General features: G+C 64.1%; 12 protein-coding genes. 9 read left to right on the top strand and 3 right to left on the bottom strand.

All coding sequences use genetic code 11. The features are described 5' to 3' along the window. The first annotated feature begins 21 nt into the window (after window positions 1-21). The 9 genes from DY201_RS00965 to DY201_RS00925 all read left to right on the top strand — a co-directional run bounded on the left by DY201_RS00965 (window position 22) and on the right by DY201_RS00925 (window position 10,101). A complete protein-coding gene (locus DY201_RS00965; RefSeq protein WP_115729578.1) occupies window positions 22-972 on the top strand; it encodes a sugar-binding transcriptional regulator in 951 nt (316 codons plus the stop codon). Window positions 973-1,176: 204 nt separating this feature from the next. After that, window positions 1,177-2,487, top strand: a complete 1,311-nt coding sequence (locus DY201_RS00960; RefSeq protein WP_115729576.1) for an ABC transporter substrate-binding protein — start codon at window positions 1,177-1,179, stop codon at window positions 2,485-2,487. Window positions 2,488-2,580: 93 nt separating this feature from the next. Next, window positions 2,581-3,453 carry a carbohydrate ABC transporter permease gene (locus DY201_RS00955; protein ID WP_115733509.1) on the top strand — a complete coding sequence of 291 codons (873 nt, stop codon included), beginning with the start codon at window positions 2,581-2,583 and terminating at the stop codon, window positions 3,451-3,453. Between the two features lie 10 nt (window positions 3,454-3,463). Next, a complete protein-coding gene (locus tag DY201_RS00950) occupies window positions 3,464-4,288 on the top strand; it encodes a carbohydrate ABC transporter permease (RefSeq protein ID WP_115729574.1) in 825 nt (274 codons plus the stop codon). A 21-nt stretch (window positions 4,289-4,309) separates the two neighbouring features. Next, window positions 4,310-5,308, top strand: coding sequence for an ABC transporter ATP-binding protein (locus DY201_RS00945; RefSeq protein WP_115729572.1), 999 nt, complete (start codon window positions 4,310-4,312; stop codon window positions 5,306-5,308). Beyond that, window positions 5,305-6,081, top strand: a complete 777-nt coding sequence (locus tag DY201_RS00940) for an L-iditol 2-dehydrogenase (RefSeq protein ID WP_115729570.1) — start codon at window positions 5,305-5,307, stop codon at window positions 6,079-6,081. The genes DY201_RS00945 and DY201_RS00940 overlap by 4 nt, the downstream gene beginning before the upstream one ends. 174 nt (window positions 6,082-6,255) lie before the next feature. Further along, window positions 6,256-7,734, top strand: a complete 1,479-nt coding sequence (locus DY201_RS00935) for a mannitol dehydrogenase family protein (RefSeq protein ID WP_115729569.1) — start codon at window positions 6,256-6,258, stop codon at window positions 7,732-7,734. A 157-nt stretch (window positions 7,735-7,891) separates the two neighbouring features. Further along, the gene (locus DY201_RS00930; protein ID WP_115729567.1) at window positions 7,892-9,463 is read left to right on the top strand and encodes an FGGY-family carbohydrate kinase; all 1,572 of its coding nucleotides are present in this window, start codon (window positions 7,892-7,894) and stop codon (window positions 9,461-9,463) included. Between the two features lie 68 nt (window positions 9,464-9,531). After that, window positions 9,532-10,101, top strand: a complete 570-nt coding sequence (locus DY201_RS00925; RefSeq protein WP_245431859.1) for an isochorismatase family protein — start codon at window positions 9,532-9,534, stop codon at window positions 10,099-10,101. A 12-nt stretch (window positions 10,102-10,113) separates the two neighbouring features. Here the strand turns inward: DY201_RS00925 and DY201_RS28890 are convergent, their stop codons facing one another. The 3 genes from DY201_RS28890 to groL all read right to left on the bottom strand — a co-directional run bounded on the left by DY201_RS28890 (window position 10,114) and on the right by groL (window position 12,528). Continuing rightward, a complete protein-coding gene (locus DY201_RS28890; protein WP_165915975.1) occupies window positions 10,114-10,278 on the bottom strand; it encodes a hypothetical protein in 165 nt (54 codons plus the stop codon). A 161-nt stretch (window positions 10,279-10,439) separates the two neighbouring features. Further along, window positions 10,440-10,832, bottom strand: coding sequence for a hypothetical protein (locus DY201_RS00920; protein WP_115729565.1), 393 nt, complete (start codon window positions 10,830-10,832; stop codon window positions 10,440-10,442). 70 nt (window positions 10,833-10,902) lie between these two features. Next, entirely contained in the window at window positions 10,903-12,528 is a 1,626-nt protein-coding gene (gene groL / locus DY201_RS00915) for a chaperonin GroEL (RefSeq protein WP_115729563.1), read from the bottom strand. Window positions 12,529-12,568 lie beyond the last annotated feature (40 nt).

The following is a 12,568-nucleotide window of genomic DNA, read 5'->3' as shown; positions in this document are numbered from 1 at the left end:
CAGATTGAAGAGGCGTGACGCATGAGTTCCCGGAGCGAAAACCCAAGGCTCGACGAGGCCGCCCGCGCCGGCTGGCTCTATTATGTCGCCGGCAACACCCAGGACCAGATCGCAACCAAGCTCGGCGTCTCGCGCCAGACAGCGCAGCGGCTGGTGTCGCTCGCCATGTCGGAAGGTCTGATCAAGGTCAGGGTCGACCACCCGATCGCCAACTGCCTCGATCTCGCCGCCAAGCTCCGCTCGCGCTTTGCGCTCGACCTCGTCGAGGTCACCCCAAGCGATCCGGATTCGTCGTCGACGACGATCGGCATCGCCCAGGCCGCGGCGGCCGAGATCGAAAAATGGTTGCGTTCGCCCGAGCCGATCGTCATGGCAATCGGGACTGGCCGCACGCTGAAGGCGGCTATCGAGCAACTGTCGCCGATGGAGTGCCCGCAGCACAAGGTGGTTTCACTCACCGGCAACATCTCGCCGGACGGTTCGGCTGCCTTCTACAACGTCATCTTCACCATGGCCGACACCATCAAGGCGCGCAGTTTTCCAATGCCTTTGCCGGCAATCGCCTCGTCATCCGAAGAGCGCCGCATGCTGCACGGCCAGCCCCTGATCCAGCCGACACTGGCGCTCGCCGCCCAGGCCGACGTCACTTTCGTCGGCGTCGGTGACATGGGCCCGCAGGCGCCACTCTACGAGGACGGCTTCATCACCGAAGCGGAACTCAAGGCGCTGCAGAAGGCCGGTGCCGTCGGTGAGATCGTCGGCTGGGCTTTCGACCGCGACGGCAAGCTGATCGACGGCATCACCAATGACCGCGTCGCCTCGGCGCCGCTGCCGTCGCGCGAGCGCTCGCTGGTGGTGGCGCTGGCCATGGGCGAGCGCAAGCTGCCCGGCATCCTCGCCGCTGTCACCCGTCGCCTCGTCAACGGCCTGATCACCGACGAGCGCACCGCAGCCGCCCTGCTCGCCGGCTAATCTCACCCTTTCCGAAACGCCAGGTCGCCGCGTCTTCGCGTGGCGCGCCGTCGCACGCAATTTCCCAGCATCTGCGCCTGCAAGCCGCCGCCAGACAGGTGGCTGCATTGCCATGTCCAGATTCGTGCTTGACATAAATCACATCGGATGAATAATTGCCCACAGCAAAGGCAAATGCTCACTTTGGCTTTTGGGAGGAATTCGATGAAACTGAACACGCTCTTCCTGGGCTTGTGCGGAGCGAGCGCGCTTGCGTTTGCCGCTCATGCCGAGACCATCACCATCGCCACTGTCAACAATGGCGACATGGTCCGCATGCAGAAGCTGACGGACGACTTCACCGCCAAAAATCCTGATATCCAGCTCGAATGGGTCACGCTCGAAGAGAACGTGCTGCGCGAGCGCGTCACTACCGACATCGCCACCAAGGGTGGCCAGTACGACGTGATGACCATCGGCACCTATGAAGTTCCGATCTGGGCCAAGCAGCAGTGGCTCTTGCCGCTCGACAACCTTGGTGCCGACTACGACGCCGCCGACATCATCCCGGCCATCGCCGGTGGCCTTTCGGTTGATGGCAAGCTCTATGCCGCGCCCTTCTATGGCGAGAGCTCGTTCGTCATGTACCGCAAGGACCTGATGGAGAAGGCTGGGCTTACCATGCCCGATGCGCCGACCTGGGATTTCATCGCTGACGCGGCGCGCAAGATGACCGACCGCGCCGCCGACATCAACGGCATCTGCCTGCGCGGCAAGGCCGGCTGGGGCGAGAACATGGCCTTCCTGACAGCCATGTCCAACTCCTTCGGCGCGCGCTGGTTCGATGAGAAATGGCAGCCGCAGTTCGACCAGCCCGAATGGAAGAAGACACTCCAGTTCTATGTCGATCTGATGAAGGACGCCGGCCCGTCCGGTGCCTCCTCCAACGGCTTCAACGAGAACCTGGCGCTGTTCCAGCAGGGCAAGTGCGGCATGTGGATCGACGCCACCGTCGCTGCCTCCTTCGTCTCCAATCCGAAGGATTCGACGGTCGCCGACAAGGTCGGCTATGCGCTCGCTCCCGACACCGGCCTCGGCAAGCGCGGCAACTGGCTGTGGGCATGGTCGCTCGGCATTCCGGCGGGCACGCAGAAGGCCGAGGCGGCGCAGAAGTTCGTCTCATGGGCGACCGGCAAGGGCTATCTCGACCTCGTCGCCTCGAAGGAAGGCTGGGCCAACGTTCCGCCCGGCACGCGCACCTCACTCTACAACAACCCCGAGTACCAGAAGGCTGCGCCCTTCGCCAAGATGACGCTCGACTCGATCAACTCGGCCGATCCGACCAAGCCCACCGTCAAGCCGGTGCCTTATGTCGGCGTCCAGTTCGTCGCCATTCCCGAGTTCCAGGGGCTGGGCACGACTGTCGGCCAGCTGTTCTCGGCGGCACTCGCAGGCCAGTCGAGCGTCGATGACGCGCTTGCCGGTGCACAGACCGCAGCAGTCCGTGAGATGACCCGCGCCGGTTACATCAAATAGGCAGATCCTCCCTGCCTGGCCGTCCGGTCTCCCAGTCCGGACGGCCCCTTTCGGTGACCTGAAACCTCATCCGTCCGAACCGGGGTGATCGCCATGGCTACTCGACAGACCAGCTCGCTGGCGCGCCTGATGATGGCGCCCTCGGTGATCCTCCTATTCATCTGGATGATCGTGCCGCTGGCGATGACCCTGTGGTTCTCGTTCCAGAACTACAATCTGCTCAATCCCGCCAATGTCAGCTTCGCCGGCCTGTTCAACTACAAGTTCTTCTACACCGATCCGGCCTTCTTCCAGTCGATCTGGAACACGCTGGTGCTGGTGGTCGGGGTGTTGTTGATCACCGTCGTTGGCGGCATCGCGCTGGCGCTGTTGCTCGACCAGCCGATGTTCGGCCAGGGCATCGTCCGCATCCTCGTGATCTCGCCCTTCTTCGTCATGCCGCCGGTGGCCGCGCTGGTGTGGAAGAACATGATCATGCATCCCGGCTATGGCGTGTTCGCCGACATCGCCAAGTTCTTCGGCGCCCAGCCGGTCGACTGGTTTGCGCAATTTCCGCTGTTTTCGATCATCATCATCGTCGCCTGGCAATGGCTGCCATTCGCGACGCTCATCCTGTTGACCGCGCTGCAATCGCTCGACGGCGAGCAGAAGGAAGCCGCCGAGATGGACGGTGCGGGTTTTGTCAGCCGCTTCATCTATCTGACGATCCCGCATATCTCGCGCGCCGTAACGGTGGTCATCCTGATCCAGACAATCTTCCTGCTCGGCGTCTATGCCGAGATCCTCGTCACCACCAATGGCGGCCCGGGCTACGCCTCCACCAACCTGCCGTTCCTGATCTACCGGACGGCATTGCTCGGCTACGACGTCGGCGGCGCTTCGGCCGGCGGCATCATCGCAGTCATCCTTGCCAACATCGTCGCCTTCTTCCTGATGCGCGCGGTCGGCAAGAACCTGGACAAGTGAGGAGGAACCGATGGCCCGCGCAGTCTCGACACGACGCAAGATCGGCTTCACCGTTGCAGCCTGGGCGGTTGCCCTGCTGATCTTCTTCCCGATCCTCTACACCATCATCACCAGCTTCAAGTCGGAGACCGAGGCGATCGCCGGCTTCAGCCTGGTGCCTTCGGGCACGCTGGAGAGCTACGCCGAGGTGCAGGCGCAGAGCAACTATTTCAAGTTCTTCCTGAACTCGGTGATCATCGCCGTCGGCTCGACGATCCTGGCGCTGCTGGTGGCGATACCTGCGGCTTGGTCGATGGCCTTCTCGCCGACCAAGCGCACCAAGGACATTTTGATGTGGATGCTCTCCACCAAGATGATGCCGGCGGTCGCCGTACTGGTGCCGATCTACCTGATCTTTCGCGACGCCAACCTGCTCGACACCCGCATCGGGCTGACCGTCATGCTGATGCTGATCAACCTACCGATCGTGGTGTGGATGCTCTACACCTACTTCCGCGAGATCCCCGGCGAGATCCTTGAGGCGGCACGCATGGACGGCGCCACGCTGTGGGGCGAGATCGTCCATGTGCTGACGCCGATGGCGGTGCCCGGCATCGCCTCGACCATGCTGCTCAACATCATCCTGGCGTGGAACGAGGCATTCTGGACGATCCGCCTGACCACCACCAATGCCGCACCGCTGACTGCCTTCATCGCCTCCTTCTCCAGTCCGCAGGGGCTGTTCTGGGCGAAGCTGTCGGCGGCGTCGACGCTCGCCATCGCTCCGATCCTGATCATGGGCTGGTTTTCCCAGCGCCAGCTCGTCCGCGGCCTGACTTTCGGCGCCGTGAAGTAGTCGACCCCGCGGGAGGAAACCATGGGAAACATCACGCTCAAGAAAGTGTCGAAGTCCTTCGGCGCAACGACAATCATCCCGGAGATCGATCTCCAGATCGAGGACGGCGAGTTCGTCGTCTTCGTCGGCCCGTCGGGTTGCGGCAAGTCGACCTTGCTCCGGCTGATCGCCGGACTGGAAGACACCTCCGCCGGCACGATCAGCATCGACGGCCGTGACGTTACCGGCGAGGCGCCGGCCAAGCGCCGGCTGGCGATGGTGTTCCAGTCCTACGCGCTCTATCCGCACATGACCGTCTACAAGAACATCGCCTTCCCGCTGAAGATGGCCGGCGAGGACGCCGCTGTCATCGACAAGAAGGTCAAGGACGCGGCGCGCGTGCTGAACCTGACCAACTATCTCGAGCGCCGGCCCGGCCAGCTTTCGGGTGGCCAGCGCCAGCGCGTCGCCATCGGCCGCGCCATCGTGCGCCAGCCCTCGGCCTTCCTGTTCGACGAGCCTCTGTCGAACCTCGACGCTGCGCTGCGCGGCACGATGCGGCTGGAGATCAGCGAGCTGCACCACCAGCTCAAGACGACGATGATCTACGTCACCCACGACCAGGTCGAGGCGATGACCATGGCCGACAAGATCGTGGTGCTGAACGCCGGCAACATCGAACAGGTCGGCTCGCCGATGGAGCTCTACAAGACGCCGAAGAACCTGTTCGTCGCCGGCTTCATCGGCTCGCCCAAGATGAACCTGATCAACGGCGCCGTCGCTGCCAAGCATGGCGCGACGACGATCGGCGTGCGGCCCGAGCACCTGGGCATCTCGACGACCGCCGGCGAATGGAAGGCGACCGTCGGCGTTGCCGAACATCTCGGCTCCGACACCTTCCTGCATGTCCAGGCCGGCGATGTCGGCACACTCACGGTACGGGCCGACGGAGAAGTCGGCGTGCGCCACGGCGAGACTGTCTACCTGACGCCGAGCCCGAACAAGATCCATCGCTTCGGCGCCGACGGGAGGGCCATGTGAGCGGCAGGCTGGAGGGCAAGTCGGCGCTGATAACCGGTGCCGCGCGCGGCATCGGCAGGGCGTTCGCCGAGGCCTACATCCGCGAAGGGGCAGTGGTTGCCATCGGCGACATCAATCTCGACGCCGCGATGAAGGCGGCTGCCGAAATCGGCCCGTCGGCCTATGCCGTCAGCCTTGACGTCACCAACCAGAGCTCGATCGAGGCGGCGATCAAGGTCGTGGAGCAGAAGACCGGCGGGCTCGACATCCTGGTCAACAACGCCGCCCTGTTCGATCTCGCGCCGATCGTCGAGATTTCCAGGGCGAGTTATGACCGGCTGTTGTCGGTCAATGTCGCCGGCACCTTGTTCACCTTGCAGGCCGCCGCCCGCTCGATGATCGCGCGTGGCAAGGGCGGCAAGATCATCAACATGGCGAGCCAGGCCGGGCGTCGTGGCGAAGCGCTCGTGGCCGTCTATTGCGCCACCAAGGCGGCCGTCATCAGCCTGACCCAGTCGGCCGGGCTCGACCTGATCAAGCATGGCATCAACGTCAATGCCATCGCCCCCGGCGTGGTCGAGGGCGAGCATTGGGAACATGTCGACGAGCTGTTCGCCCGCTACGAGAACCGGCCCCGCGGCGAGAAGAAGCGCCTTGTCGGCGAAGCCGTTCCCTTTGGCCGCATGGGCGCCGCCGAGGATCTCCTCGGCATGGCGATCTTCCTCGCCGGGCCTGAGAGCCAATACGTCGTCGCCCAGACCTACAACGTCGATGGCGGCAACTGGATGAGTTGAATTCAGCGCTCCTCTCCCCGTTCACGGGAGAGGATGCCGGCAGGCAGGTGAGGGGCAGCGAGAACCTTCGAGATTTCGCTCTGCTCTTCATCCGGCCCTTCGGGCCACTTTCTCCCCGTAAACGGGGCGAAGGGATCGGAGGCGCTTGCGCCGAACAAGAGAAGGCGTCGAACCATGACCGTGAAGCTCTCCCTCGCCACGCTGCCGAATTTGCCTGCCAAGGTCGCGCGCCCGACATACGACCGCGCGTCGCTTAAGGCAGGCATCGTTCATTTCGGTGTCGGCAATTTCCATCGCTCGCACCAGGCGATCTATCTCGACGAGCTGTTCAACACCGGCACCGGCCACGATTGGGCAATCGTCGGCGCCGGCGTGTTCGAGGGCGAAAAAATCGGACAGGCGAAGCTCGCCGGGCAGGATTGGCTGACCACCGTCGTCGAGCAGGACAGTGGCCACATGAGCGCCCGTGTTACCTCGGTCATGGTCGACTTCATGACGCCCGGCGATGCTGCCACCATCATCGAGCGCCTCGCCGACCCGGCGATCCGCATCGTTTCGCTGACGATCACCGAAGGCGGTTACTTCATCGATCCGGCGTCCGGCCTATTCAACCCGACCCATCCCGACATCGTCGCAGATGCCCAGAACATCGCTGCACCCAAGACCGTGTTCGGCATCATCCTTGCCGGCCTTCGCCGCCGGCGCCAGGACGGCATCGTGCCCTTTACCGTCATGTCTTGTGACAACATCCCCCATAATGGCGGGGTGACAGCCGATGCGGTGATCGGCCTGGCGCGGCTGGCCGACGAAAGCCTTGCCGACTGGGTTCGCGACAATGTCGCCTTCCCCAACAGCATGGTCGACCGCATCACGCCCGCAACCACCGACCGCGAACGCGGCATTCTCGCCAGTGACTTCGGCGTCGAGGACAGCTGGCCGGTGTTCTGCGAACCGTTCAAGCAATGGGTGATGGAGGACCGCTTCACCGACGGGCGGCCGGCGCTGGAAAAAGTAGGCGTCCAGTTCGTCGATGACGTCGCCCCGTTCGAGTTGATGAAGATCCGCATCCTCAATGGCGGCCACGCGACGATCGCCTATCCGGCCGGGCTTATGGACATCCATTTCGTCCACGAGGCGATGGAAAATCCGCTGGTGCGCGCTTTCCTGGCCAAGCTCGAGCGCGACGAGATCATGCCGACGGTGCCGCCGGTGCCCGGCGTCGTGCTGGAGGAATATTGCCAGCTCATCGAGCGCCGCTTCTCCAATCCGAAAATTGGCGACACCGTCCGCCGCCTGTGCCTCGACGGCTCCAACCGGCAGCCGAAATTCATCATCCCGACCATCTCCGATCGCCTGAAGACGGGCGCCGGCATATCGGGGCTGGCACTCGAATCCGCGCTGTGGTGCCGCTACTGCTTCGGCGTGACCGAATCTGGTGCCATTATCGAGCCTAACGACCCGAGTTGGGACCGCCTGCAACGAACAGCGCAGGCGGCGAAGAATGCGCCTGCGACCTGGCTTGCGATGGAGGACATCTATGGCGATGTCGGCAAATCCGCAGCCTTCGCGGCTGCCTTTGGCGACAGCCTCGACATGCTCTGGCAGTTGGGCACGCAGGAGACATTGACGCGCTATCTCGGCGATCGCCTCTGAACCGAATCCGGGGCGTCCCTGCCCGCTGGAATTGGCCATGGCGCGCATATAGACTGCGCGTCATGGTGTTGATCTCCACGTCCTTGCCTCATCTGAAATCGCCGCCGGAAGGCTCTGGCTGCCGCGCAATCGCGCCTTTTGGGGCGTCGTCGTTCTGATGGCGGCCTATCTATGTGCGGTCGATGTCGGTACCGGCAGCGCGCGCGCCGGCATCTTCGATGCCGCAGGCAAGCTGCTCGGGCGCGCTGAACATCCCATTGTCATGAACCGCTCGCCATCGGGCCATTGCGAGCATGACTCCGAGCAGATCTGGTCGGCTGTCTGCGACGCTGTGCACGGAGCCCGCAAGGCTGCCGGCGTCGACCCGGCTGAAATTGTCGGCATCAGCTTCGATGCGACATGCTCGACGGTGTTCAGGGGCAGGGCGGGCGAGCAGGTTGGTATTTCGAGCAATGGCGAGCAGCGTTGGGACACCATCGTCTGGCTCGATCATCGCGCCCTTGCCGAGGCCGACGAATGCACCGAGACCCGCCATGACGTGCTCGGTTATGCCGGTGGGGTGATGTCGCCGGAGATGGCGACGCCCAAGCTGATGTGGGTCAAGCGTCACTTGCCGCAGAGCTGGGCGCGAACCGGGCAGCTTTTCGACCTTGCCGATTTTCTCAGCCACAAGGCCTGCGGCTCGTTCGCCCGCTCGCAATGCACGCTGACCGCCAAATGGACCTATCTCGCCCATCAGCGCGAGGCCTGGCGCCACGACTTCTTTTCTGCCGTCGGCCTTGCCGACATCTTCGAACATGCCGCCTTGCCCGAGCGCGCCAGCCCGGTCGGCGCCGACCTCGGTCCGCTCACGCCTATCGCCGCCGCGGCGCTCGGCCTGACCACGGCCTGCCGCGTCGGGGCGGGCATGATCGACGCCTTCGCCGGCGCCATAGGCGTCATCGGCGGCCTGTCCGGCATCGAGCGCCATCTCGCGTTGATTGCCGGCACCTCGAGTTGTGTCATGGCGATGTCGCCCGAGCCGCGCGCCTTTGCCGGTGTCTGGGGGCCGTATTTCGGCGCCGCATTGCCCGGCCTGTGGCTGAGCGAAGGCGGCCAGTCGGCGACGGGTGCGCTGCTCGACCACGTCATTCGCTGGCACGGCGCCGGCGGCGAACCCGACGCTGCGCAGCACCTGCGCATCACCGAGCGCATCATGGACCTGCGCGCCGTCGAGGGCCTCGACCTCGCCGGTCGCCTTCATGTGCTGCCCGACTTCCACGGCAACCGCTCGCCGCTTGCCGACCCGCATGCGCTCGGCGTGATCAGCGGGCTGACGCTCGATTCATCCTTCGACAGCTTGTGTCGGCTCTACTGGCGTACCGCGGTCGCCATCGCGCTCGGCCTGCGCCATGTGCTCGACGCGCTCAATGCCAATGGCTACGGCATCGACACGCTGCATGTCACCGGCGGCCACACCCGCAATCCGCTGCTGATGGAACTCTATGCCGACGCCACCGGCTGCACCGTTGTCGAGCCGCTGGGCGGCGATGCCGTGCTGTTGGGCACGGCGATGGCGGCAGCTGCCGCGGCCGGGCTCTATCCAAGCCTCACCGGGGCTTGTACGGCGATGCGCCAGGACGGCCGCGCGCGCCAACCGAACCCCTTGGCCCGGCAACGCTTCGATCGCGACTACCGCGTGTTCCTCGAAATGCACCGCCAGCGCAAGGCACTCGATGACATCGGCTGAGCCGCTCACCATATCCCCTGTTGATTCAGCCGAGGGGAATAGTGGTGCAGGCAACTCCAAGAACTGACGTGGACGAGGCTCCGACCGCCGCGGCCCTGGTCGTTGTCGACGTCCAGAATGCGTTCGTGTCTGGCGTCGAGGCGGTACCGGGCCATGCGCGGCTTCTGGCAGCAGTGGCGACGTTGCTCAAGAATGCGCGAGCGTCGGGCGTGCCCGTCATCTTCATCCAGAACGACGGCCCGGTAGGCGCCGTCGACGAGCCGGATACGTCAGGCTGGCAGCTGCATTTCTCGCCGCTCCCTGGCGAGCATGTCGTGCGCAAGCAGGTCGATGATGGCTTCGATGGCACCGACCTAAACGACTTGCTGGTGGCAGCCGGCGTGGAGACCGTCGCCATCTGCGGCATGCTGTCGGAGATGTGCCTGGCGGCGACGGCCCGAACCGCGATGGCGATCGGCTATGGCGTGATCCTGCCGCATGACGGCCATGCCACTAACGACGTGCCGCCTGGTCCGGGCGGCTCTGAAGGCGTTCCGGCGCACCTCGCCGCGCGTGCGGCCGAATGGTCGTTGGGCGACGAGGTGACGATCGTGGCTTCGGCGGGCGACGTCAAATTTGCCCGCCACCAAGCGGGCTAACTGCCCGGCCATTCAATCCGTTTGGTCGTCTTCTGCAGCTTGCTGCTCGCGCCGCCTGGTATCATCGTCCGACTTCTTGTGCTGCGCGGCTGCTGTCCTGCGGATGAAATCAAACCGGTTCTCTTCGGCATCTGCCGGCTTCGGCGGCGTGCCGGTCTTGCTTGTAAACTTGATCATGGGCGAAATCCTATTCTGCTGAAGCCGAGGAGCCCGCCGGGAAATGTCCTGGCGGCGGCAGCACTAGTCTTTCGGGAAGAAAATCAGGCTGAGTTTGACAACAGATTGCGAAAAGTCCGCGCCGGTGTCTCCGGCACGGACGTAGGAAGATACGCCAGATATCAGGCTGCGAGCGCGGTGGCGCAGCCGATGGAGGCGCGGCGGTCGGGGGAGGTTTCGCCCGGCATGGTGGCCCAGCCGCCGGTCTCGACGAACTTCTGCCTGTCATAACCGACCGACTTGGCCTTCAGTTCGACCAGCTTTGCCGCTGCGTCGGGTGCCGCATTGAACCGCTCGACGCAGATGGTCGAGGCGAGCTGACCGCGCGCCACGTCGCCGGCCGTCTGCGCAAGTGTCTGCGAAGTGCCGCCGGTGACCCAGCCGCCCCAGCTGAAGCCGACGATCATCGTGGCGACGGCGGTGCCGACGCATGTCCAGACAAGCGTTGATTTGGACGGCTGGTAGCTTTCCCAACGTGCGGCGAGGGACTGCTTCTGGTTGCTCTGCATAGCCATGGAAACGTTCCTTGTTGATAGTGGGAAGTCACCATCCAGCCGCATCGCGGCCAGATGGTTCAGGTGTCGCTTAGTAACCCATGCCGGCTGGGCTGCCGCCGTTGGAGGCTTCCTTCGCCGGACTGTCGGCGATCATGGCCTCGGCGGTGATCAGCAGGGCGGCGACCGAGCCTGCATCCTGCAGGGCCGTGCGAACGACCTTGGCGGGATCGACGATGCCGGCCTTGATCATGTCGACATAGGCTTCTGTCTGCGCATTGAAGCCCAGATTGGCATCCTTGCTTTCCATCAGCTTCCCGACGACGACGGAGCCTTCGACGCCGGCGTTGTCGGCGATCTGCCGGATCGGCGCCTCGAGCGCCTTCAGCACGATCGAAATGCCGGCGGTAACGTCGGCGTTCGCTCCGGTGAGCGTATCAAGCGCTGCCTTGGCGCGCAGCAGGGCCACGCCGCCACCGGCGACGATGCCTTCTTCGACGGCAGCACGCGTGGCGTTCAGCGCATCGTCGATGCGATCCTTCTTTTCCTTCACCTCGGTCTCGGTTGCCCCGCCGACGCGGATGACGGCGACCCCACCAGCGAGCTTCGCCAGGCGTTCCTGCAGCTTCTCCTTGTCGTAGTCGGAGGTGGTTTCCTCGATCTGCATCTTCAGCTGTGCGATCCGGGCTGCAATACCGTCCTTGCCGCCGGAGCCATCGATGATGGTTGTCGTGTCCTTGTCGATGAGCACGCGCTTGGCCCGGCCGAGCATCTCGATGGTGACGTTCTCGAGCTTGATACCGAGATCCTCCGAGATCATCTGGCCGGCGGTCAGGACCGCAATGTCTTCCAGCATCGACTTGCGGCGATCGCCGAAGCCGGGTGCCTTGACGGCGGCGACCTTCAGGCCGCCACGCAGCTTGTTGACGACGAGCGTGGCCAAGGCCTCGCCTTCGACATCTTCGGAGATGATGAGCAGCGGCCTGCCGCTCTGGACCACCGCTTCGAGGATTGGCAGCAGGGCCTGCAGATTGCCGAGTTTCTTCTCGTGGATGAGGATGTAGGGGTCTTCCAGTTCGGCACGCATCTTGTCGGCATTGGTGACAAAGTAGGGGCTGAGGTAACCGCGGTCGAACTGCATGCCTTCGACGACGTCGAGTTCGGTCTCGGCGGTCTTTGCTTCCTCTACGGTGATGACGCCCTCATTGCCGACCTTGTCCATGGCCTTGGCGATCATGGCGCCGACAGAGGCATCGCCATTGGCGGCGATGGTGCCGACCTGGGCGATCTCGTCCGAAGACTTGACCTTCTTGGCGCGCGCCTGGATGTCCTTGACCACGGCAGCCACGGCAAGATCGATGCCGCGCTTGAGGTCCATCGGGTTCATGCCGGCGGCTACCAGCTTGGCGCCTTCGCGGAGGATGGATGCAGCCAGCACCGTTGCCGTCGTTGTGCCATCGCCGGCGAGGTCGTTGGTCTTCGAGGCCACTTCCCGCACCATCTGCGCGCCCATGTTCTCGAACTTGTCGGAAAGCTCGATCTCCTTGGCGACGGTGACGCCGTCCTTGGTGATGCGCGGCGCGCCATAGGCGCGGTCGATGATGACATTGCGGCCTTTAGGGCCGAGCGTCACCTTGACGGCGTTGTTGAGCAGCTCGACGCCGCGCAACATCCGGTCGCGGGCATCGGTCGAAAATTTGATTTCCTTGGCAGACATGACTTTTCGTCCAATTCGTTCTTGAGGTCGCAGAGCCGGA

Origin of the sequence: Aminobacter aminovorans (assembly GCF_900445235.1) — a bacterium.
In the GTDB taxonomy this organism is placed as follows: Bacteria; Pseudomonadota; Alphaproteobacteria; order Rhizobiales; family Rhizobiaceae; genus Aminobacter; species Aminobacter aminovorans.
The sequence above is the reverse complement of the archived record's forward strand: the minus strand, read 5'-3'. Positions and strand labels throughout refer to the sequence as shown.

Bases quoted from the DNA above. Each gene is read 5' to 3' on its own strand.
- DY201_RS00930 (WP_115729567.1), top strand. From the start codon at position 7,892: ATGGCGGCCTATCTATGTGCGGTCGATGTCGGTACCGGCAGCGCGCGC.
- DY201_RS28890 (WP_165915975.1), bottom strand. From the start codon at position 10,278: ATGATCAAGTTTACAAGCAAGACCGGCACGCCGCCGAAGCCGGCAGAT.
- DY201_RS00960 (WP_115729576.1), top strand. From the start codon at position 1,177: ATGAAACTGAACACGCTCTTCCTGGGCTTGTGCGGAGCGAGCGCGCTT.
- DY201_RS00950 (WP_115729574.1), top strand. From the start codon at position 3,464: ATGGCCCGCGCAGTCTCGACACGACGCAAGATCGGCTTCACCGTTGCA.
- DY201_RS00935 (WP_115729569.1), top strand. From the start codon at position 6,256: ATGACCGTGAAGCTCTCCCTCGCCACGCTGCCGAATTTGCCTGCCAAG.
- groL (WP_115729563.1), bottom strand. From the start codon at position 12,528: ATGTCTGCCAAGGAAATCAAATTTTCGACCGATGCCCGCGACCGGATG.
- DY201_RS00965 (WP_115729578.1), top strand. From the start codon at position 22: ATGAGTTCCCGGAGCGAAAACCCAAGGCTCGACGAGGCCGCCCGCGCC.
- DY201_RS00920 (WP_115729565.1), bottom strand. From the start codon at position 10,832: ATGGCTATGCAGAGCAACCAGAAGCAGTCCCTCGCCGCACGTTGGGAA.
- DY201_RS00945 (WP_115729572.1), top strand. From the start codon at position 4,310: ATGGGAAACATCACGCTCAAGAAAGTGTCGAAGTCCTTCGGCGCAACG.
- DY201_RS00955 (WP_115733509.1), top strand. From the start codon at position 2,581: ATGGCTACTCGACAGACCAGCTCGCTGGCGCGCCTGATGATGGCGCCC.